18 protein-coding genes and 1 tRNA gene are annotated in these 21,722 nt (G+C 34.5%); 12 read left to right on the top strand and 7 right to left on the bottom strand.

The genetic code is table 11. From position 1 onward, the window contains the following. Positions 1–161 precede the first annotated feature (161 nt). A tRNA-Cys gene (locus ACRASX_RS04990) sits at positions 162–232 on the bottom strand. Positions 233–309: 77 nt separating this feature from the next. After that, positions 310–684, bottom strand: coding sequence for a dihydroneopterin aldolase (gene folB / locus ACRASX_RS04995; protein ID WP_432222624.1), 375 nt, complete (start codon positions 682–684; stop codon positions 310–312). Positions 685–784: 100 nt separating this feature from the next. On the opposite strand from folB, the gene ACRASX_RS05000 reads away from it, so the two are divergent. The 5 genes from ACRASX_RS05000 to ACRASX_RS05020 all read left to right on the top strand — a co-directional run bounded on the left by ACRASX_RS05000 (position 785) and on the right by ACRASX_RS05020 (position 4,825). Next, a complete protein-coding gene (locus tag ACRASX_RS05000; RefSeq protein WP_432222625.1) occupies positions 785–2,899 on the top strand; it encodes a glutamine--tRNA ligase/YqeY domain fusion protein in 2,115 nt (704 codons plus the stop codon). Between the two features lie 477 nt (positions 2,900–3,376). Then, positions 3,377–3,658, top strand: coding sequence for a YtxH domain-containing protein (locus ACRASX_RS05005; protein ID WP_066312159.1), 282 nt, complete (start codon positions 3,377–3,379; stop codon positions 3,656–3,658). Positions 3,659–3,758: 100 nt separating this feature from the next. Then, positions 3,759–4,088, top strand: coding sequence for a YtxH domain-containing protein (locus tag ACRASX_RS05010; RefSeq protein WP_066312166.1), 330 nt, complete (start codon positions 3,759–3,761; stop codon positions 4,086–4,088). A gap of 131 nt (positions 4,089–4,219) precedes the next feature. Further along, entirely contained in the window at positions 4,220–4,570 is a 351-nt protein-coding gene (locus tag ACRASX_RS05015) for a competence protein (RefSeq protein WP_432222626.1), read from the top strand. 3 nt (positions 4,571–4,573) lie between these two features. Continuing rightward, positions 4,574–4,825, top strand: a complete 252-nt coding sequence (locus ACRASX_RS05020) for a DUF6327 family protein (protein ID WP_432222627.1) — start codon at positions 4,574–4,576, stop codon at positions 4,823–4,825. 19 nt (positions 4,826–4,844) lie between these two features. On the opposite strand, the gene ACRASX_RS05025 is transcribed toward ACRASX_RS05020, so the two are convergent. Next, the gene (locus ACRASX_RS05025) at positions 4,845–5,846 is read right to left on the bottom strand and encodes an SPFH domain-containing protein (RefSeq protein ID WP_066312172.1); all 1,002 of its coding nucleotides are present in this window, start codon (positions 5,844–5,846) and stop codon (positions 4,845–4,847) included. 139 nt (positions 5,847–5,985) lie between these two features. Next, positions 5,986–7,497, bottom strand: a complete 1,512-nt coding sequence (gene gltX, locus ACRASX_RS05030) for a glutamate--tRNA ligase (protein ID WP_432222628.1) — start codon at positions 7,495–7,497, stop codon at positions 5,986–5,988. A gap of 163 nt (positions 7,498–7,660) precedes the next feature. Between gltX and ACRASX_RS05035 the strand changes: the two genes are divergently transcribed. From ACRASX_RS05035 to ACRASX_RS05060, 6 genes are all read left to right on the top strand, one after another. After that, the gene (locus tag ACRASX_RS05035; protein WP_432222629.1) at positions 7,661–10,963 is read left to right on the top strand and encodes a DUF4175 family protein; all 3,303 of its coding nucleotides are present in this window, start codon (positions 7,661–7,663) and stop codon (positions 10,961–10,963) included. Next, positions 10,960–11,379 carry an rRNA maturation RNase YbeY gene (ybeY, locus tag ACRASX_RS05040; RefSeq protein WP_432222630.1) on the top strand — a complete coding sequence of 140 codons (420 nt, stop codon included), beginning with the start codon at positions 10,960–10,962 and terminating at the stop codon, positions 11,377–11,379. The genes ACRASX_RS05035 and ybeY overlap by 4 nt, the downstream gene beginning before the upstream one ends. A gap of 199 nt (positions 11,380–11,578) precedes the next feature. Further along, entirely contained in the window at positions 11,579–13,450 is a 1,872-nt protein-coding gene (gene mnmG / locus ACRASX_RS05045; protein WP_432222631.1) for a tRNA uridine-5-carboxymethylaminomethyl(34) synthesis enzyme MnmG, read from the top strand. Between the two features lie 271 nt (positions 13,451–13,721). Next, positions 13,722–14,570: a class I SAM-dependent methyltransferase gene (locus ACRASX_RS05050; RefSeq protein WP_432222632.1), complete on the top strand. Its 849-nt coding sequence runs from the start codon at positions 13,722–13,724 to the stop codon at positions 14,568–14,570. A 247-nt stretch (positions 14,571–14,817) separates the two neighbouring features. After that, entirely contained in the window at positions 14,818–15,405 is a 588-nt protein-coding gene (locus ACRASX_RS05055) for an OmpH family outer membrane protein (RefSeq protein WP_066312184.1), read from the top strand. Between the two features lie 144 nt (positions 15,406–15,549). Next, positions 15,550–17,823, top strand: coding sequence for a helix-turn-helix domain-containing protein (locus tag ACRASX_RS05060; protein WP_432222633.1), 2,274 nt, complete (start codon positions 15,550–15,552; stop codon positions 17,821–17,823). 32 nt (positions 17,824–17,855) lie between these two features. On the opposite strand, the gene ACRASX_RS05065 is transcribed toward ACRASX_RS05060, so the two are convergent. Together ACRASX_RS05065 and ACRASX_RS05070 are read right to left on the bottom strand one after the other, a co-directional pair. Then, positions 17,856–18,293 carry a hypothetical protein gene (locus tag ACRASX_RS05065; protein WP_432222634.1) on the bottom strand — a complete coding sequence of 146 codons (438 nt, stop codon included), beginning with the start codon at positions 18,291–18,293 and terminating at the stop codon, positions 17,856–17,858. Between the two features lie 21 nt (positions 18,294–18,314). After that, on the bottom strand, positions 18,315–19,274 hold the full coding sequence (locus ACRASX_RS05070; protein ID WP_432222635.1) for an SPOR domain-containing protein: 960 nt from the start codon (positions 19,272–19,274) through the stop codon (positions 18,315–18,317). 264 nt (positions 19,275–19,538) lie between these two features. Between ACRASX_RS05070 and dprA the strand changes: the two genes are divergently transcribed. Further along, entirely contained in the window at positions 19,539–20,639 is a 1,101-nt protein-coding gene (gene dprA, locus ACRASX_RS05075) for a DNA-processing protein DprA (RefSeq protein WP_432222636.1), read from the top strand. A gap of 99 nt (positions 20,640–20,738) precedes the next feature. Here dprA and trpS read toward each other — a convergent pair whose 3' ends face one another. Further along, positions 20,739–21,716: a tryptophan--tRNA ligase gene (gene trpS / locus ACRASX_RS05080; RefSeq protein WP_432222637.1), complete on the bottom strand. Its 978-nt coding sequence runs from the start codon at positions 21,714–21,716 to the stop codon at positions 20,739–20,741. Positions 21,717–21,722: the final 6 nt, after the last annotated feature.

Raw genomic sequence — 21,722 nt, forward strand, 5'->3', positions numbered from 1 at the left:
GGAGTAAGCCTTTCCATTGGAGAGGCTTTTTTTATGCGCTAGAGTGCAGTCAATTTTGTAGTTCTCACGAAGAAATAATCGCTGTAGAATTTTTATATAATAAGAATATCTTATTACCAATAAGACACAAAAAAACCCTCAAATTACTTTGAAGGTTTTAGAGGCATCGTCCGGATTCGAACCGGAGTAGGAGCTTTTGCAGAGCCCAGCCTAGCCACTCGGCCACGACGCCATTGTTATGGGTTGGCAAAAGTAACCAAAATCATCATAGTTAAAAAATATTTTCAAACTATTTTTTTAAAATTAAAGTTACTGCGTTATTTTAGAATACCTATATTCTTTTAATTTTATGGTAACCGACTCAACATCACCACCAATAGGAGGATTAATCTTTGAAACTTCTACAATAGTTTTTTGTACCATTGGTAGTTCGGCTAATACTCTCGTATTTATTCTTTTGGCGACATGTTCCAGTAATTGAGATCGAATTGCCATTTCTTCCACTACAATACGGTTTAAATGCACATAATCGACTGTATCTCCCAAATGATCGGTTAGTGTTGATTCTTCTAAATTAGCATCTACAGTGAGATTAACTGCGTAATCAGAACCAATTTTACCTTCTTCTATTAAACAACCGTGATAAGAAAAGGTTCTAATATTTTTTAATTTGATGGTACTCATAATGAATTGAATTTTACGTTGAATTTTCAAAGGTTAACAAGCTAGTTTTAGCTTTAAAGCTTGCTGCTTTTTTTTATCTTTGCTAAAATTATACAAAATTATGGCAGCAGAAGAGAAATCACTTCATTTTATAGAACAAATCATTGAAGAGAATTTAAGCAATGGTTTTTCGCAAGATAAATTGCGTTTTCGTTTTCCACCAGAACCTAATGGATACTTGCATATTGGGCATGCAAAATCGATATGCTTGAATTTTGGATTGGGATTGCGTTACAATGCGCCTGTAAACTTGCGTTTTGATGACACCAATCCAGCCAAAGAGGAACAAGAGTATGTTGATGCGATCAAGGAAGATCTTAACTGGTTGGGCTTTAAATGGGCTGAAGAAAGATATGCTTCTGATTATTTTCAGCAATTGTATGACTGGGCTGTGGTAATGATTAAAAATGGTAAAGCTTATGTGGACAGTCAATCTTCTGAAGACATGGCCATTCAAAAAGGAACACCAACGCAAGCAGGAATTGATGGACCGCATAGAAACCGTTCTATTGAAGAAAATTTACAATTGTTTGAAGCAATGAAAAATGGTGATTTTCCAGAGGGAAGTCACGTTTTACGTGCTAAAATAGATATGACATCAACAAATATGTTGATGCGAGATCCGTTGATGTACCGTGTTTTACACCGCCACCACCATCGTTCAGGAAATAAATGGTGCATTTATCCAATGTATGATTTTGCACATGGGGAAAGCGATTACATAGAAAGTGTTTCACATTCAATATGCACATTAGAATTTGTGATGCATCGCGAACTTTACAACTGGTTTTTAGATCAAATTTACGACGATACTAAAGTGCGTCCACATCAATATGAGTTTGCACGTTTGAATTTGAATTATACTGTAATGAGCAAACGAAAGTTGTTGCAATTGGTTCAAGACAATGTGGTTAATGGCTGGGATGATCCTAGAATGCCAACCATTTCAGGATTGAGAAGAAGAGGGTATACGGCCAATTCTATTCGTAAATTTTGTGAAACTATTGGTGTTGCGAAGCGCGAAAATATTATAAATGTTTCACTTTTAGATTTTTGCTTGAGAGAAGATTTAAACAAAACTGCACCTCGTGTAATGGCTGTTTTAGATCCGATAAAATTAACCATTACCAATTATCCAGTAGGAGCAGAGGAGTGGTTGGATGCTGAAAATAACCAAGAAGATGAAAGTGCTGGTTTTAGAAAAGTACCTTTTTCAGGCGAATTGTACATTGAGAAAGAAGACTTTTTGGAAGAAGCGAGTGCTAAATTTTTTCGATTAACTATTGGAAAAGAAGTCCGTCTTAAAAATGGATATTTAATTAAAGGAGAAAGCGTTTCCAAAGATGCAAGCGGAAACATAACTGAAATCTTTGCAACCTATGATCCTGATTCTAAAAGTGGAAGTGGAACAGAAGCAAGTCAAAGAAAAGTATCTGGAACCTTGCACTGGGTTTCTGTAAAACATGCTATTTCTGCTGAAGTTCGTTTGTACGATCGTTTGTTTTTAGATGAAGCACCAGACAGTCACAAAGAGAAGAATTTCTTAGAATTTATCAATCCAAATTCATTAGAAGTTACGACAGGATTTGTAGAACCAAGTTTGAAAGAAGCAAAAATTGGAACTCATTTTCAGTTTCAAAGAATGGGTTATTTTACTGTTGACAAGGATACCACTGATGGTAAATTAGTGTTTAATAAAACTGTTGGTTTAAAGGATGCTTGGGATGAGAAAGGTAAAAAAGAAGAAAACAGCATCAACAATTCCTTAAAAGATATCAACAAATATTTTAAAGTAGCAACCGAAGCAGAACGGTTGACTATTGAAGAAAGTATTGGTGGAAATATTAAGACGATTACAAATTTTAGTTTGCTGCAAAATGCATTCAAGAAAAACACCAACAATAGTAAAAGTTCGTTGTTATTTAATCAATTTTTATTGAAATATACTTCTTTGCAAGTTTCGGATTTTGATGCGGAGGAATTGCAAAAATTATTTGCTTTATCACTTCGAAGTGAATCTACTTTTGTACGATCTAAAGCAATCTTAAATTTAAGAGACTTAGACATTCCGACAGCAATCAAAGTTGAAGTTATAAAGAATGTTAAAACTATTTACGAGAATCCTCCAAAAGGAGCGACGGAAGAAGAACTTCTAATCGTTGAAGAATTAATTTAGAAGTAAATAGATCGAATCTATCAAAAGTGCCTTTCGGGGCGCTTTTTTTTTATAATATGTTTTTCTTATCATAAAATAGATTTTAATCAACTTTATATATCATAAATGACCGTTTTATGTGAGTTTTAAGATCATTTTAAAAATACTTAAGCATAATTAACGTCTATTGTTTTTCAATCAAATTAGAGCTTTTAGAATCAGTTTGGCGTTTATTTAAACGTAGATAGAAGGCCTTGTCCTTTAAATTTTAGATATTTAGATTTCAAAGTAATTTTAAAATATTTATTGAACAGTTTTCCAACAACTTGAACGAAAAATATTTTAAAGAGTTTTGAAAGTAATGAGGATCTAATGTAAATTTTAAGGAATTATTTTAAAAAAGTAATACGGCTTGTTAAAGTTGTACTAATGATTTTTCGTTCAAAATTTTGCAAATGAATTTTAGGTATCTTTATAAAGTACTTAAATTTTAAAATCATGTCAAAAGATAATACTATAGCACTATTGGCTATTGTTGCAGGCGCTGCAATTGGAGCTGGAATAGGAATTTTACTAGCGCCAGAGAAAGGATCTCTTACGAGGAAACGCGTAAAGGGAGGTGTAGACGATTCAATTCAGAAATTAAAAGAAAATTTACAAACGACCGCTCAAGCTTTACAAGAAAAATTAAATTATGCTAAACAGGATCCGAAAGCAAATTATAGCGAATTGCTATCCACGATGAATTACAAAACGGACGACGATACGTTATTTATATAAAATTAGATAATACTTGTTAAATTTTAGCTAACGATTGAGTAATCAACTTTTTCAAGCTTATTTTTCCCTACCTTTATTAGGTACTTAAAACTTAAATATTATGTCAAAAAATACAGGAATAACAGTATTAGCGCTTGTTGCAGGTGCTGCAATAGGAGCAGCAGTAGGAATTTTATTAGCACCAGATAAGGGCACAGTAACGAGAAAACGTTTAAAAGAGGGTTATGATGATACTGCGCACAGTTTAAAAGATACTTTAGGAGCAACCGCTGAAGCATTGCGTGGAAAATTAAGTACTGCAAAAAAAGACGCAGAAGAAACTTATGAAGATTTACTTTCGAATATGAGTCATAAAACTGAGGATGTTATTTCTTTCTTAGAATCAAAACTCGCCGATTTAAAGGTTAAAAACGCAAAATTACAGCGTTAATACTTAAACTATAATTCAAAAGCACAAAGTTCGCTAATTGTAGGTTTAATTTTCTTTGATTTATTAAGGAAACTGAACTACAATTAGCGAACTTTATGCTTGTTTTGTTAATAACCTTATAAAATGGATTTATGGCTTTTGAAGATTTAAAAGGGCATACAGATACTATTCAAGATCAAGCCAAAGTTTATTTTGAAAGTCATCTTGCCTATTACAAATTGTGGGGTTTTAAAGTTGCGATGAAATCAACTACTTTAATTTTTAAGTTTGTTTTAATTGGTTTGTGTCTTTCTATGGTCTTAGTATTTGCTTCGTTAGCTTTAGCATTTGCAATTAGCGCAGCCTTGGATAGTTACACCTTTGGATTTCTATCAGTAGGAGGGATGTATTTGGTAGTAGGTGTTTTATTATTTTTTATAAAAGATAAAATGGTGGAAGGACCAATTCTTGAAAAATTCTCAGAAATCTTTTTTAATGATTAAGTTATGAACGTAAAAAAATATACATCGTACGCAGAGATAGAAAATGAATTAGAAATTTTAAAACTTCAAAAAGAAATTAGTTATCAAAAGTTAATTCTTAGTTTGCAACAAACCAAACAGAGTTTGTCACCACAAAATGTAGTGTCAAATTTATTAAGTTCCTACACTGATTACTTTGCAAATAATTACAGCAAACTACTACAAATGGCAATACCATATGTTATAGGTTGGTTTATAAATAAAAAAAGAGGCTAAATTAATAGCCTCTTTTTTACTATTTTTTATGTTCCTCGTCTTCGTCTTTATCCGTTTCTGAAGTATCATAATCATAACCATGCTGAATTTCTCGAGGTTTTTCTTCGTGTTTATTTCTATTAGTTTTCTTCATCATTTCCCCCACTTGGTTGGATGCCGAAAACGATGCGACCATATTATTTAGCATTTCGCTTCCTGCTTGTGGTGAATTTGGTAACAAAATTAAGTTAGAATTAGAGTCCGCACCAATTGCTTGCAACGTATCATAATGTTGCGTTACTACAATTAAAGCCGAAGCTTCCTGTGAATTGATGCCTACTTTATTTAAAACATCTACACTTTCTACTAATCCTCTTGCAATTTCACGACGTTGATCTGCAATACCTTGTCCTTGTAAACGTTTGCTTTCTGCTTCTGCTTTAGCCTTTGCAACGATTCTAATTCTCGATGCTTCTGCTTCAAATTCAGCTACCGTTTTTTCTCTATCAGCCGCATTAATTCTATTCATCGCATTTTTAACTTGAATGTCTGGATCAATATCCGTTACCAAGGTATTAATGATGTTGTAACCATACGTAGTCATTGCTTCGTTCAATTCTCTCTTTACTGCAACTGCAATATCATCTTTTCTCTCAAAAACATCATCTAATTTTAATTTTGGCACTTCTGCACGCACAACATCAAATACATAAGACGTAATTTGGTCGTGTGGATACTCTAATTTGTAAAATGCGTCATAAACGGTATCTTTTACCACCATAAATTGAACTGAAACTTTTAGTTTAACAAACACGTTATCCTTTGTTTTAGTTTCAATGACAACATCCAATTGTTGAATTTTTAAATTAACGCGTCCTGCAATTCTATCAATCATCGGAATTTTTAAATGCAATCCTGATTGTCTGGTGCTATGAAATTTTCCGAAACGTTCGACAATAATACTGGTTTGTTGCTTCACTGTAAAAAACGAAGACATCAAGATAAAGAAAGCAATAAATGCTATAATAATTAATGGAATCATAATTGTTTTTAATTAGGTTTTAGAAAAGGTCAAATTACGAAAATTCTTTCTTCTTTACGTATTAAATTCATTTTATAAAAAAAGCCAAGATTTCTTAATGTAAAGATTTCTTGGCTTTTGTATTTTTTTTTAACGGAGGTTATAAACTTGCTATTGCTTTCTTAATTCTTGAGGTAGTTTCTTCTTTTCCAATTATTTCAACAATGTCAAATAGGTGAGGACCTTTTAAAGCTCCGACTAAACTTAAACGAAATGGTTGCATCACTTTCCCCATTCCAATTTCGTTAGTAATCATCCATTCTTTTACTATTGTTTCGATATTTTGACTGCTAAAATCTTCGATTGTATGCAAGACAGAAATTAAATCGTGCATTAATTTTGGAGTTTCTTCTTTCCAATTTTTAGTTGCTTTTTCATCGTATGAAGTTGGAGCAAGGAAAAAGAAGTCGCTTAGCTCCCAAAATTCAGAGACGAAATGAGCGCGTTCTTTAATTAAAGAAACGATGCGAGTTAATTCTATAAACGAATACGATTTTGCGTACTCTTTTGTTTCTAAAATACCAGCAAAATTTTCTGCTAAATCAGTATCATTTTGCATCATCAAATGTTGATGGTTGAACCATTTGTTTTTTTCTGGATCAAATTTGGCTCCAGATTTATGTACTCTGTTTAAGTCGAAGGCGGCTACTAGTTCTTCTAAAGAAAATAATTCTTTATCTGTTCCATCGTTCCAACCCAATAAGGCCAAGAAGTTTATAACTGCTTCCGGAAAAAATCCTTTTTCTCTGTATCCTGATGATACTCCTTCTTCGGTTTTCCATTCTAAAGGAAACACAGGAAATCCTAGTTTGTCACCGTCTCTTTTTGAAAGTTTTCCGTTTCCGACAGGTTTTAATATTAAAGGTAAATGTGCAAATTCTGGAGCTTCCCAACCAAATGCTCTGTATAACAGAACGTGTAAGGGCATAGATGGCAACCATTCTTCACCGCGAATTACGTGCGAAGTTTCCATTAAATGATCATCAACAATATTTGCCAAATGATACGTTGGCATTCCGTCGCTTTTAAACAATACTTTATCGTCTAAAAGATTGGTATCAAATCTTACTTCTCCACGAATAATATCTTGCAGCACTAACGTTTCATTAACTGGAGTTTTAAAACGAATAACGTAATGTTCACCATTGGCAATTCTTTCGGCAGTTTCTTCTTTACTACCAACTAAAGAAGTATCTAATTTTTCACGATTGTGATGGTTGTAAATAAATGTTTTACCATCAGCTTCATGTTGTTTTCGGTGCGCATCCAAAGCGTCTGAAGTATCAAAAGCATAATAGGCCCAACCATTTTGAATCAAATCGTCGGCGTAATTTTGATAAATTGCCTTGCGATCACTTTGTCTATACGGACCAAATTTTTCGTTTTTACCAACTGTTTCATCAGGAGCAATTCCCAACCATTCCAACGCTTCCATAATATAAGCTTCAGCTCCAGGAACAAAACGGGTTTGATCAGTATCTTCGATTCTAAGGTAGAATACGCCATTATTTTTTTTGGCAAATAAATAATTGAATAGGGCAGTACGAACACCACCAATATGTAAAGGACCTGTTGGACTAGGTGCAAAACGCACACGAACTTGCTTAGACATTTTTTAGAATTTTGTTACAAAGATACAATTCTAATTAGAATAGGAGGGAAAGGTTGGTACGAGATCATTAGTGGCTTGTTGTCTAATTAGTGCGTTTTGCAATCAATTTTTATAGAATTAAAATTATTACATTTATGGGTTATAAATTTAAGTACAAATTATTTTGAATTCGACACATTCGATTTACCAAAAATTAGAAGACTTTATAAAGAAATATTATACCAATGAATTAATTCGAGGCATACTTTTGTTTATCGGCTTAGGATTGCTGTACTTAATATTGACTGTGTTCGTCGAGTATTTTTTATGGCTACAACCAGTGGCTCGTACTTTTTTATTTTGGATTTTTATTGCAGTTGAAATTTTGCTGCTGGTACGATTTATAGTATTTCCAATTTTTAAGTTATTGAAACTACAAAAAGGAATCGATTATAAGGAAGCTAGTATAATAATAGGAAATCATTTTAGTGAGGTAAATGACAAGTTGATTAATTTTTTACAGTTGTCTTCTGCTGAAAATAATGCAGATCAGTCCGAACTATTATTGGCTTCTATTGAGCAGAAGGCAAATTCATTACAATTAGTGCCGTTTAGTAATGCAGTAAATTTTAAAACGAATAAGAAATATTTACCGTTAGCTTTGATTCCGCTTTTGATTCTTTTTGCTTTTTACATTTCAGGAAACAGTGGTGTGGTTTCGCAAAGTCTGAATCGAGTAGTACATTTTAATGCTGTGTTTCTGCCGCCAGCTCCTTTTGAGTTCGTAGTTTTAAATAAAAATTTGCAAACAGAACAACACAAAGACTTTCTTATTGTGATGGAGACTAAAGGAAACATTGTTCCCGAAAATGTGAGCATTCGAATTGGTTCCGAGTCCTATTTCATGGAAAGTTTTAAACCAGGTCGGTTTGAATTTAAGATAGAGAAGCCAAGGGAGAATGTTGATTTTACGTTTGAGGCAAATTCAATTGCGTCCAATGGGTATGTGCTAAAAGTAGTGACAGTTCCTACCATTGCTAATTTTGATATGATTTTAAATTTCCCTTTGTACTTAGGCAGGAAATCTGAAATTGTAAAAGGATCTGGGAACGCCGTTGTTCCTGAAGGAACCCGTGTGACTTGGAAAATGAATACGCAATCAACTCAAAATATTGATTTAGAAATAGGTAAAGCTTCTTTTCCTTTCGCTAAATCTGATAATAGCTTTGTTTTAGCTAAAAACATCAGTCAAAACACAGAATATCAAATTGTTACTTCCAATAACTCCATAAAAAACTATGAAAAGTTATCTTATCAGCTTACGGTAGTAAAAGATCAGTTTCCTAGCATACAAATTAACGCCGCACCTGATAGTTTAAAGCTGGACAAAGGATATTTGTTGGGTCAGGTTTCTGATGATTATGGTGTATCAAAAGTACAAATTGTCTATTACGAAAGAAGCAAACCACAGACAGCGAAACGTGGAATCTTAGCAATAAAGAATGCTGTTTATGATCAATTTGTATTTTCTTTTCCGAGTAACTTACCTGTACGAAGTGGTGTTAGTTATGATTATTATTTTGAGGTTTTTGACAATGATGCGCCGCATAATTTTAAAAGTGTTAAGTCCGCTGTTTTTTCTGATCGTGTATCGACCGCAGATGAAATGCATCATTTGGATTTAGAACAGCAGAATAATACAATTAACGGTTTGTCAAAATCATTAGAAAATCAAAATAAGCAATTCTCAGAATTGGATAAACTTGAAAAACTTGGTAAAAAGAAAGACAATCTTGACTTTAAAGAGCAGCAGAAAGTAAATGAGTTTATTAAACGTCAGGAAAAGCAAGACGAAATGATGCAAGAGTTTGCGGAGAAGTTGAATCAGAATTTGGATAAAATGAAGGATTCAAAAAAAGATGAAAGGATTGAAAATTTGCAAAAGCGATTGGAAAATGCCGATAAAGACATTGAGAAAAATCAGAAATTATTGGAGGAGCTTAAAAACTTAAATGAGAAGTTAGACAATCAAGACTTGTTTGAGAAGTTAGAAAAGTTCAAACAAGTGAGCAAAAACCAATCCCGAAATTTGGAACAATTGGTAGAGTTGACTAAACGTTATTATGTAAATAAAAAAGCAGAGCAGTTGGCTGATCAATTGAGTAAATTATCCAATAAGCAAGAACAACTTTCGAACAAAGACAAAGAGAATGTTGTTGAGAGGCAAAATGAAATTAATAAGGCCTTTGAGAAGATCCAAGAAGAATTAAAATCGCTTCAAAAGGAAAATGGTTCTTTAAAGGCGCCTTTAGATTTGCCTAAAGAAGTAGCGAAAGAAAAGGAAATAAACAGTGATTTACAAAAAGCATCTGCTGAATTAGAAAAGAAAAATACGGCTTCGGCAAAGCAAAAACAGAAAAGTGCTGCAAAGAAGATGAAGGAAATGGGCCGTAAAATGGAAGAAAGCATGGCGGGTGGTGAACAAGAACAAATGCAAGAAGATATTGCAATGTTGCGTCAGGTGCTCGATAACCTATTGGCTTTTTCTTTATCTCAAGAATCGGTCATGTTACAGTTTAAAGGAATGAAACTGGGTTCTTCTGCTTACAGTAGAAATATAAAAGTGCAGCAAAACCTCAAACAACAGTTCAGACATGTGGATGATAGTTTGTTCGCTTTGTCTTTACGGAATCCTAAAGTTGCTGAAGAAGTGACAAAGGAAATAGGCAATGTGCAATATAATATTGATAACGCTTTAGAATCTTTAGTCGAGGTGCAAGTTCCTAAGGGAGTTTCGCACCAGCAATATGCAGTTTCTGCATCAAATAGACTTGCGGATTTTTTAAGTGATTTGTTAAGTAACATGCAAAATCAAATGTCAGGTTCAGGAGAGGGAAAACCAAAACCTGGGCAAGACGATGACGGTATGCAGTTGCCAGATATTATTAAGAAACAAAAAGGACTTGGAGAAAAACTCAAACAAGGGACACAAGAAGGCAAGGACGGTGCTGGAAATGAAGGCGAGAAAAACGGAAAGTCTAAAGATGGAAAGCAAAAAGGAGAAGGAGAAGATGGTGAAGGAAATGCAGAAGCAATTATGGAAATTTACAAACAGCAAGTTGAATTGAGAGAAGCATTGCAGAAGGAGTTGGCCAGGCAAGGAATTAATCCAAATGGGCAGAATGCGGTGGAGCAAATGAAACAGCTAGAGAAGCAGTTATTAAACAAAGGTTTTAAGAATGAGAATTTGCACAGAGTATTAAATATTCAGCAAGAATTATTAAAATTGGACAATGCGATACAGCAACAAGGAGAGGATTCAAAAAGAAATGCCAACACTAATAAATCTGAATTTAGAAATCCTGCTCAAGCTTTGCCTGCCTCACTTTTAGATTATTTAAATAGCGTAGAAATATTAAACAGACAATCACTACCTTTGCAGTCGAATTTTAATCAAAAAGTTCAAGAATATTTTAATAAAAAATGATCAATTTTAATTACGAGACCGACTTTACATTAAGCGATGAATCTGTTTATGAAAAATGGATCTCAGCTATTATAGCTTCGGAAAACAAGAAGGAAGGAGAGATTAGTTATGTTTTTTGCGATGACGAGTACTTGCACAAAATCAATCTTGAATATTTAAACCACGATACCTTAACGGATATTATCAGTTTTGATTATTCGGTAGGCAATGAGTTGAACGGAGATATATTTGTTTCGGTTGAAAGAGTACAAGATAACGCAACTGATTTTAATGTTTCGTTTGCAGAGGAATTACTGCGAGTTTTAGCACACGGAATTCTACATTATTGCGGCTACAAAGATAAATCAGAAGAAGAAGCTGTTTCAATGCGAAAGAAAGAAGATGAGAAAATAGCAATGTTCCACGTGGAACTGTAGTTAATTATTCCCTTTCCCTTTTACTGTTCCACGTGGAACATCATTTCAAGATTGGCTTTATAAAAAGTTTTGTTTCACGTGGAACAATTTGTAAAGCTTGACTTTGTAATAAATACTGTTCCACGTGGAACAAGATAGTACTAATTTAATTTGAAGACTGTTTTTACGACAGCGCTTCTATATAATAGAGAAAAACAATATGTTTTTAGAAGAATATGATGTAATTGTAGTTGGCGCAGGACACGCTGGATCGGAAGCTGCGGCGGCGGCGGCAAATTTAGGTTCTAAAACTTTATTGGTAACAATGAGCTTACAGAACATTGCGCAGATGTCGTGTAATCCTGCAATGGGTGGAATCGCGAAAGGACAAATAGTTAGAGAGATTGACGCCCTTGGTGGGTATTCCGGAATTGTTTCAGACCGCACAGCTATTCAATTTAAAATGTTGAACAAGTCTAAAGGTCCTGCAATGTGGTCGCCTCGTGTTCAAAGTGATCGCATGCGATTTGCCGAAGAGTGGCGCTTGATGTTGGAAGCAACGCCAAATTTAGATTTTTATCAAGAGATGGTAAAAGGTCTTATTATTGAAGGTGGAAAAATAAAAGGAATTCGAACGTCGTTGGGTTTAGAGATTCGTTCTAAATCGGTGGTCTTGACCAATGGTACTTTCTTAAATGGGTTGATTCATATTGGAGAAAAGCAATTTGGTGGAGGACGTGCTGGTGAAAGTGCAGCATACGGAATTACCGAAGATTTGGTTGAAGCTGGTTTTGAATCGGGTCGAATGAAAACGGGAACGCCGCCTCGAGTAGATGGTCGTTCTTTAGACTACTCAAAAATGAATGAAGAAAAAGGAGATGCTGTACCGCAAAAATTCTCTTATTCTGATTTGACCAAACCTTTGGAGCAACAAAGATCGTGTCACATGACCTATACGTCTTTAGATGTTCATGATATTTTAAGAGAAGGTTTTGACCGTTCGCCAATGTTCAACGGTCGTATCAAAAGTATTGGTCCAAGGTATTGCCCGTCGATTGAAGATAAGATAAATCGTTTTGCGGATAAAGAAAGACACCAGTTGTTTGTGGAACCAGAAGGTTGGAAGACCTGCGAAGTATATGTAAATGGATTTTCGACTTCGCTGCCAGAAGACATTCAGTTCAAAGCTTTGAGCTCCGTGGTTGGTTTTGAGAAAGTAAAATTTCTAAGACCAGGATATGCGATCGAGTACGATTATTTTCCACCGATGCAATTGAAACATACTTTGGAAACTAAATTAGTGGAAGGCTTGTATTTTGCTGGGCAAATTAATGGAACGACGGGATATGAAGAAGCCGCTTCTCAAGGTTTAATGGCAGGAATAAATGCACACTTGAAAATTAATGAAAAGGCTCCTTTTATATTAAAACGAGACGAAGCGTATATCGGAGTTTTAATTGATGATTTAATAACCAAAGGAACCGAAGAGCCGTATCGAATGTTTACTTCACGAGCAGAGTACAGAACATTGCTTCGTCAAGACAATGCCGATTTTAGATTGACGCCGATGTCTTATGAAATTGGCTTGGCTTCGGAAGCGCGATTGAGAAGAATGGAACACAAATTAAAACAATCTGAAAATATGGTTTCTTTCTTCAGAGAAACGAGTATTTCGGTTGCCGAAACCAATCCTATTTTGGAGGCCAAAGGTTCCGCTTTAATTTCACAAGGAGATAAGATGTTTAAAGTTTTTTCGCGTCCACAAATCGAATTGGAAGATATTTTGAAATTCGAAAAGGTTCAAGAATATGTGACAATTCACAATTTGGACCAGGAGATTTTAGAACAAGCAGAAATTCAGGTGAAGTATTCGGGTTATATTGAAAAGGAAAGAAATAATGCGGATAAGTTAACTCGTCTTGAAGAAGTAAAGATTCCTGAGAATTTTGACTACGATAAAATTAAATCCATGTCCATTGAAGCAAAGCAAAAACTAAAAAAGATACGTCCGGTAACTATTTCGCAGGCCTCGCGAATTAGTGGTGTTTCACCAAGTGATATTTCAGTGTTGCTAATTTATATGGGAAGATAACTGAAGTTATCCGTTTTAAAAGTTTGGTTCTTTAGCGTTCATTTGCTGCTTTTTTGAAGCTGTGAAATTAATTCTTTCAAAATTTTATTACTATTTGAACTGGTCGCGGTCATTATTAAAAACACTGATAATTATTAAAATTGTTCCACGTGAAACTATTTTTTAAAATAATAGCAACACCTATATAACATCAAAAAAAACAAAGCCCTAAATGTGAATTTTCACCTTTAGGATTTAATTGTACTTAACCTCAAAATGCTAATTTAGATCAATGAATCTATCTGATAAAAAAAAGTTCCTTACGGTAAAAGATCACTCGGTATCACAAGAGCTGTTCGATTTGCATTACGATGCGAATTTAGACATGCTGATTACCTCGCCACAACCAAACGAAAATGTCTTGAGTAAATATTACGAAAGTGAAGATTACATTTCGCACACCGATAACAAACGATCTCTTTTTGAAAAAGCATATCATTTGGTAAAGGGTATTGCGCTAAAAAATAAATTGAGTCTGATAAATACGGAGCAACCACAAAAAGGATTGCTTTTAGACATCGGTGCGGGCACGGGTGATTTTTTATTAGTTGCAAAAGAAAATGGTTGGCAAACGGTAGGAGTGGAGCCAAGCCCAAGAGCAAAGAAAATTGCTATTGGAAAAGGAATTACTTTCGTGGAACAGATAAAAAGCTTAGAAAATAGTTCTTTTGATGTAATTACTATGTGGCATGTTTTAGAACATGTGCCCGATTTAGATTTACAAATTCAAGAATTGAAACGGTTGTTAAAACCAAACGGAACATTACTTGTTGCTGTTCCAAATTTTAAATCCTACGATGCAAAACATTACAAAGAATATTGGGCAGCATACGATGTGCCAATTCATTTTTGGCATTTTTCAAAAACAGCCATTTCAAAACTTTTTTCTAAAGTTGAAATGAAATTAGAAAAAGTGTTGCCAATGAAATTTGATTCGTTTTATGTAAGCTTACTTTCAGAAAAATATAAAAGTGGTAAAATGAATTATTGGAATGCCGTAAAGGTCGGATTGCAGTCGAATTGGAAAGCAAAAGAAAGTGGAGAGTATTCTTCGCACATTTATGTCTTGAAAAACCAATAGAATCGATTTTGACGCTAATTTTAGGCTATTTTTACGGCTGTTATTACAAAACACCTTGACCTTTTCTGAAAATAGCTTAAAACGAACAGGAACGCGTCAATATTAATAAATATTAATGATCAGATTACGAATTTCAATAGCAAAAACTAATAACATAAAAATAGTAGCATTTTTCAAACTTTATGTTGAGGCTATCTATTTTTTTATATTTTTGTCATCAATACTATAAAAACAAGAAATTATCAAAATGAAAAAAGCATTAGTAATTATCGCACTTTCGATTTCAGTTATAGCGTGTAACAAACCAGCAGAAGTTAAGGAAGTAAAAACAGCTTACGTAGACACTTCGCTTTTAATGAAAGAATATACAGAAGCCAAAGATTTGGAATCAAAATACAAAACTCAAGCAGAAGAAAAAGGAAGACAATTACAAGCAGAAATAAATCGATTCAAACAAGATGCTGCAAGTTTTCAAAGTCAAGCACAAGCAAACGGTCAAGAGTGGGCTCAGAAAAGAGGAACTGAACTTCAAAAAAGAGAACAACAATTAGGATACGCGCAACAACAATTGGCGCAACAGTTGCAACAAGAAAGTGGTGCCGAAATGGATTCATTAGTAAGTGGTGTAAAAAAATTCATTAAAGGTTACGGTAAAAAAAATGGATATTCTTATATTTATGGAACTGGTGATGCAGCGACTGTTTTATATGCAGAAGACAAATACGACATTACAAAAGAAATTATTAAGCAATTGAATGAGAATTATAAAGCGGGTGAAAAATTAGAATCGAAAGCGGACGATAAAGCAAAAGATTCTACTGCTACAAAAAAATAATAAGTTCAAATAACTGTAAGCTAAAAAGCCTAAATCTGTAAACGATTTAGGCTTTTTTTATTTAGATTTAGCCCAGCAGTCGATTGAAGCTATTTTTAAATGATGCTTTATTTAGTAACTTTCGGTTTTTAATTTACACGCCAAATGCAAGATCTCTCTCAAGCAGCTTCTTATACGTTGCAGTTTATCAATCAAACACAGCGCTCCATATTTCTTACTGGAAAAGCAGGAACCGGTAAAACGACGCTGCTGCGGGAAATTATAGCCACAACGCACAAGAACACAGTAGTGGTGGCTCCAACAGGAATTGCGGCCTTAAATGCTGGCGGAGTAACTATTCACTCGATGTTTCAGCTGCCTTTCTCTGGCTTTATTCCAACGGCGCAAGCAGAATCTCTTTTTACCGAAAACGTAAAATTTGAAAGTAAGGAAACTTTACGACGTCATTTTAAAATGAATAACGTAAAACGTGCAGTAATTCGAAACATGGAACTACTTGTCATAGACGAAGTGAGTATGTTGCGTGCTGATTTGTTAGACGCTATGGATTTTATGCTACAAACCGTTCGAAAAAATGCACGACCTTTTGGCGGAGTTCAAGTGTTATTTATTGGCGATTTACTACAATTGCCACCCGTAATTAGGGACGAAGAATGGCGTACGCTGAGAAATTATTACAGAGGAAAATTCTTTTTTCATTCGCATGTTGTGCAACAATATCCGCCTTTATACATAGAATTGGATAAGATTTTTAGACAAACGGACGATCATTTTATTTCGATTTTAAATAATCTTCGAAATAATGAAATTACAGCTACTGATATTGCAGTGCTCAACAAGTATGTGCAACCTGATTTTGATTTAAAGAAAAACGAAGGATACATTACGCTTACCACGCACAATGCCAAGGCAGATGAGACCAATAAAAAATCATTAACCGACTTAAAAGGAAAGGCAGCAGCTTATTTTGCAAGTATTGTAGACGAATTTCCGGAGAAAATATATCCAGTCGAAGGTACATTGCAGCTAAAAGTAGGTGCTCAGGTAATGTTTGTAAAAAACGATACGTCGTTTGAGAAGAATTATTTTAATGGAAAAATGGGAATTGTAAAGTCGCTTTCGAGTGCCGAAATTATGGTTCATTTTCCAGAAGAAAATAAAACCATTGAGGTCGAAAGATACGAGTGGCAGAATATTAGGTACACGGTCAATGCGTTAACGAAGGAAGTAGAAGAGGAAGTCTTAGGAACGTATGTGCATTATCCAATTAAATTGGCGTGGGCAATTACGGTGCACAAAAGTCAAGGCTTAACTTTCGACAAAGCTGCGCTTGATGTATCGCAAGTTTTTTTACCGGGACAAGCATATGTTGCTTTTTCACGTTTACGTTCTTTAGAAGGGCTTATTTTGCTCTCTCCGTTGCGAATGAATGGAATTTCAAATGATCTAGATGTCATGGCTTACGCCGAACATAAAGCATCAACTGCAGTTTTAGAACATTCGTTGCATTTTGAAACTAAGAATTTTATTCATAACTATTTGGCAGTCAGTTTTGATTGGGCAAATTTGACGCAAGAATGGAGGAATCATTTATACAGCTATCAAGAAAAGTCTGAAACTTCTGAAAAAGGCAAGCATGAAGATTGGGCGAAAAAGCAATTCCTAGTCATGGAAGGGCTGGTAGAACCTGCTCGAAAATTCATAGTGCAGTTGAATCGGGTGTTCAGCCAGGAGACTGTAGATTTAATTTACGTGGCTGAAAGAATGACTGCAGCCTATGCTTATTTCTTTGATGCCTTAGATAATTTAGTATATGAGCTGTTGTATAAAATTGAAGAAATTCAAAGAAAGAAAAAAGTCAAAGCTTTTTATGATGAATTGGCTTTTCTAGAAGAGGTGCAAACCAAAGCTATCTTGCGTTTGATGAAAGCCAAATTGCTCATTGAGATTGTTGTTGCGGGTGAAACTATTTCGAAAGAGAACTTGACTTCTCCTGAAATTAAAAGCTATTTAGCTAGAAAAACAACTGCAATTCGAGAGAAATTCAAAATTGAAAATGCCGATTTATTGCAAGAAGATGAGCCAGTAATTCGTTATACTTCTGCTAAAGCTAAAGAAAAAACAGTTAAAAAATCCACGGTGGAAGAAACGTTCGATTTGTGGAAAGAGAAAATTTCAATTGAAGCAATCGCCGAAGTAAGAAAACTAACGATAGAAACAATAGAATTACATATAGTCAAACTAATTCAATCCAAATCAATTCAAATTTCCGAAATTTTGCCAGCAGCTAAGATTCTAGAAATAGGAGAAGCTTTTAAATTTTATCAAGAAGAATCGTTGGGTGGATTGAAAGAAAAACACGGAGATCAATTCAGTTGGTTTGAACTCAAAATGTTTAAAGCCAGTATGAATACATAAAAAAATCCGATTCTTTCGAATCGGATTTTGTATTAAAAACGTTTAGCAATTTTCTCTAAATCATTCTGTTGTTCGAGTACTTTCAACTTTAATTTTTCAATTTCAAGTTCCGATTTCTTAGAGCTTATTTTAAGTTTTTGAATTTTTTCAAGATCAAAATTGGTACTAATTCTTAAAAGTAATTTCTCATTCTTTTTTTGCTCTTTTTCAATCTTTTTGTACGTTTTGTCGATACTTTTTTGTGCACTTTTTAAACTTTTTTCGTGCTTTTTAATTTCCTTTTCTCGCTTTGCAAAACCAGACTTTTCTGCTTTAAATTTATTCTGGTACGATTCCATTTTTTTTGCTTGCTCTCTTTTTTGATCAATCGCGGTATTTTCGGGATTAGCAGCATCAACCTTTTGAGCAAAAGAAGGAATCGAAATAACTAAAAAGCAAGCAACAATAAAAGCATTTAATTTTGCACACATAATTTTACTTATTAAATGTTATTATAGATTTTCAATTAAAATCCAAGCCTCAGGATTTTCTGCTTTATGAATTTCACGTTGTGCACGTTCTGCTTCCTGCATTGTCGCGTAACTTGCGTACAAAACGGGATACAATCCGTACTTGTTCATTTCGATGCATTTGGCATTTTCAAAACCATTTTTAATCAAAATGGTGTATAATTTTTGAGCACCTTTTTCACTTCTAAAAGCACCTGCAACAATATGATACGACTTGCTTTCTTCTTTTTCTGCCACAGTTAAAGTAACTGCTGGCATTGGATTTTTAATAAAGAAAGTTGCTTCTTGAATCTTATTTTGAACTTGTTTTTGAACCGCGTTCTCAACCACAATAGTTTGTGATGCAATTTGGTTTTGATACATTGGGTAACCAATACCTCCAGCAACGGCAAGACCTAAAACAAAAATGGCAGCGTATTTTAAGAAAGAGCCAGATCTGCTAGTTTCTTCAGAAAAATATTCAATAACTTCAGTTTCTGTAATCGTTGGTTCTAAAGTAGCTATTCTTTGTTCAAAGACCTCTCTTTGCACCAAAGGGGAAACAAACGGACTCAAACCAAAAGAACTGGTCAAATAATTGTGTTGATCGCTTGGTGTAAAAATGATATTGTGATCTGCATTCAAACGCAATTCACCGATATTTTTTATAAATAAAGTTCCATTTTGTTCCAATTCTTTCTTCCAAGACAAGACCTCATGACCAATAGCGCTTACGGCGTAATCATAAGAAGTTTTTTCTGCCTGAGCAATGTGATTGGCTAACAATCCATCGTTATTTTTTAAGTAACCGTTAAACGAGATCGTCTTTTTTGGAGGAAAAAACGAATTCGAGCTTTCATTAAGCTGTGCCGATTGAATTTCGGTTAAAAAAGCGCCGAATCCAGGAACCGTTACGCACTGATAACGATATAATAACTGAGAGATGTATTGTTCAATTTTCATAGTAACAAAGTTAGGCAAGAAGAATAGTTATCAAAATTTTATTCACAATTTTTATTAACAATTCGGTTAATTTTATAGACAATTCAAGCTCAATAAGTTGAATATTTACAAGTTGTTGAAAAGTAAAGATAAACAAGAGCATAATTAATATTTTTATAAGAATTTACGTAAATAATTGCCAATTTATTTGTTAGAAGATTTAATTTTGATTTAGTTTGACGGAATTTTTAAGTAAATAATAAGGCATAAAGTAAACTGATTTTTATGACAGAAGAAGAATTGTATTATACGTTGGCTTTACTTCGTGTAGATGGTATAGGCGACATAATGGCTAAAAAATTGTTGCAGCATTGTGGTACTGCTAAAGCTGTTTTCGAAACGAAAAGAAACCATCTTGCTGCTATTGATGGCGTAGGTTCTTTTTTAGTAAACAATTTAAAAGTGACTTCTGTTTTTGAAAAGGCTCAAAAAGAGCTTGATTATATTCGTAAAAATAATATTGCAGTTTCTTTTTTAAAAGAAGACAGCTATCCCGAACGACTGAAACATTGCATTGATGCTCCTGTTTTACTTTTTGCATCGGGCAATTTGGACTTTAGCAATCGTAAAATAATAAGTATTGTTGGTACCAGACAAATTACAAGTTATGGTACCGATTTTTGTAAAAAATTAATCGAAGATTTGGCACCATTGAATCCGATAATCGTAAGTGGATTTGCCTATGGAGTTGACATCGTCGCACACCAACTAGCGATGGAGTTCGGTTTGCAAACTATTGGGGTTTTAGCACACGGTCTCAATCAGGTTTATCCGAAAGTGCACAAAAGGTATGTAGCTAAGATGGAGGAAAATGGTGGATTTTTGACTGAATTTTGGAGTTCATCGAATCCCGATAAAGAAAATTTTGTGCGCCGCAACCGAATCGTAGCTGGAATCTCAGAAGCAACAGTAGTTATAGAATCGGCCGAAAAAGGAGGTTCGCTCATAACAGCCAATTTAGCCAACGATTACAACCGAGATGTGTTTGCCGTTCCAGGGCGTGTCACAGATAAATTCAGTTTGGGATGTAACAATTTAATTAAAACTCAAAAAGCCAATGTCTTAACTTCGGCAGCCGATTTGGTGTACATGCTCAATTGGGATATTCAAGAAAAGAGCAAACCTATTCAAAAACAGTTGTTTGTAGAATTAGAACCCGAAGAACAAAGAATTTATGATTACTTACTTCAAAAAGGCAAAGAATTGTTAGATGTCATTGCGTTACAATGCGAGTTGCCTGTTTATAAAATAGCGGGTATTTTAGTCAATATGGAACTCAAAGGTGTCATTCGACCGCTGCCAGGAAAATTATTTGAAGCAATTTAAGATTGTATGTTATTCATTTTTTGAATTGCGGAACTGTAAAAAAAATCCCTTTTAAAGTCAAGGCTCAAAAAGGGAAAATTTTATACTATGTAATTATTTTTAGTTGGTTTCAAATCCTAATTTAACACGCACGCGGTGCAAAACACCATTAGCTACAAACGCGGCTTTTTCAGCGCCTTTTTTTAACAAAGCATCAACTTCATCAAGGTTGTTCATGTAGTAGGTGTATTTTTCTCTTTCAGTTTTAAACTTCTCGCATATCAATTCAAACAAAGCTTGTTTGGCGTGACCGTAACCGTAATTTCCACCCAAATAATTCGCTCGCATTTCGGCAATTTGCGATGCTGTGGCTAGTAACGAATAAATAGCAAAAGCATTACAAGTATCCGGGTTTTTAGGATCTTCCAAAGGGGTACTGTCGGTTTCAATTCCCATTACTTGTTTGCGCAACGTCTTGTCATCCACAAATATATTGATGAAATTATTGGCCGATTTACTCATTTTTCCGCCGTTGGTTCCGGGAATCAACATGCTGTCTTCCTGAATTTTTGCTTCAGGAATGACAAAAGTTTCTCCCATTTGATGGTTGAAACGAGAAGCTACATCGCGTGTAATTTCTAAATGTTGCAATTGGTCTTTTCCAACGGGTACTAATTCCGCGTCGTACAACAAGATATCAGCAGCCATTAACATCGGATATGAAAACAAACCTGCATTAACGTCGTCTAAGCGATCTGCTTTATCTTTGAAGGAATGAGCAAGCGTTAAGCGTTGAAACGGAAAAAAACAGCTTAAATACCACGTTAATTCGGCCGTTTGAGGAACATCTGATTGTCTGTAGAAAGTTACTCGGGCAATATCCAAACCAAAAGCCAGCCAAGTTGCGGCTACGCTAAAGGTATTTTTACGCAGCGTTTTGCCGTCTTTTATTTGTGTAATGGAATGTAAATCAGCGATAAACAAAAAAGAAGTATTGCCTGGATTGTTCGATAATTCGATTGCCGGAATAATTGCTCCCAATAAGTTGCCTAAATGTGGCGTTCCCGTACTTTGTACGCCCGTAAGTATTTTTGCCATTATAAT

This window comes from Flavobacterium sp. TMP13, assembly GCF_050847115.1.
Lineage (GTDB): Bacteria > Bacteroidota > Bacteroidia > Flavobacteriales > Flavobacteriaceae > Flavobacterium.

What these genes read in the sequence shown, in the direction of transcription:
- folB (WP_432222624.1), bottom strand. Translation starts at nt 684, where the DNA reads ATGAGTACCATCAAATTAAAAAATATTAGAACCTTTTCTTATCACGGT.
- ACRASX_RS05000 (WP_432222625.1), top strand. Translation starts at nt 785, where the DNA reads ATGGCAGCAGAAGAGAAATCACTTCATTTTATAGAACAAATCATTGAA.
- ACRASX_RS05005 (WP_066312159.1), top strand. Translation starts at nt 3,377, where the DNA reads ATGTCAAAAGATAATACTATAGCACTATTGGCTATTGTTGCAGGCGCT.
- ACRASX_RS05010 (WP_066312166.1), top strand. Translation starts at nt 3,759, where the DNA reads ATGTCAAAAAATACAGGAATAACAGTATTAGCGCTTGTTGCAGGTGCT.
- ACRASX_RS05015 (WP_432222626.1), top strand. Translation starts at nt 4,220, where the DNA reads ATGGCTTTTGAAGATTTAAAAGGGCATACAGATACTATTCAAGATCAA.
- ACRASX_RS05020 (WP_432222627.1), top strand. Translation starts at nt 4,574, where the DNA reads ATGAACGTAAAAAAATATACATCGTACGCAGAGATAGAAAATGAATTA.
- ACRASX_RS05025 (WP_066312172.1), bottom strand. Translation starts at nt 5,846, where the DNA reads ATGATTCCATTAATTATTATAGCATTTATTGCTTTCTTTATCTTGATG.
- gltX (WP_432222628.1), bottom strand. Translation starts at nt 7,497, where the DNA reads ATGTCTAAGCAAGTTCGTGTGCGTTTTGCACCTAGTCCAACAGGTCCT.
- ybeY (WP_432222630.1), top strand. Translation starts at nt 10,960, where the DNA reads ATGATCAATTTTAATTACGAGACCGACTTTACATTAAGCGATGAATCT.
- mnmG (WP_432222631.1), top strand. Translation starts at nt 11,579, where the DNA reads ATGTTTTTAGAAGAATATGATGTAATTGTAGTTGGCGCAGGACACGCT.
- ACRASX_RS05050 (WP_432222632.1), top strand. Translation starts at nt 13,722, where the DNA reads ATGAATCTATCTGATAAAAAAAAGTTCCTTACGGTAAAAGATCACTCG.
- ACRASX_RS05055 (WP_066312184.1), top strand. Translation starts at nt 14,818, where the DNA reads ATGAAAAAAGCATTAGTAATTATCGCACTTTCGATTTCAGTTATAGCG.
- ACRASX_RS05060 (WP_432222633.1), top strand. Translation starts at nt 15,550, where the DNA reads ATGCAAGATCTCTCTCAAGCAGCTTCTTATACGTTGCAGTTTATCAAT.
- ACRASX_RS05065 (WP_432222634.1), bottom strand. Translation starts at nt 18,293, where the DNA reads ATGTGTGCAAAATTAAATGCTTTTATTGTTGCTTGCTTTTTAGTTATT.
- ACRASX_RS05070 (WP_432222635.1), bottom strand. Translation starts at nt 19,274, where the DNA reads ATGAAAATTGAACAATACATCTCTCAGTTATTATATCGTTATCAGTGC.
- dprA (WP_432222636.1), top strand. Translation starts at nt 19,539, where the DNA reads ATGACAGAAGAAGAATTGTATTATACGTTGGCTTTACTTCGTGTAGAT.
- trpS (WP_432222637.1), bottom strand. Translation starts at nt 21,716, where the DNA reads ATGGCAAAAATACTTACGGGCGTACAAAGTACGGGAACGCCACATTTA.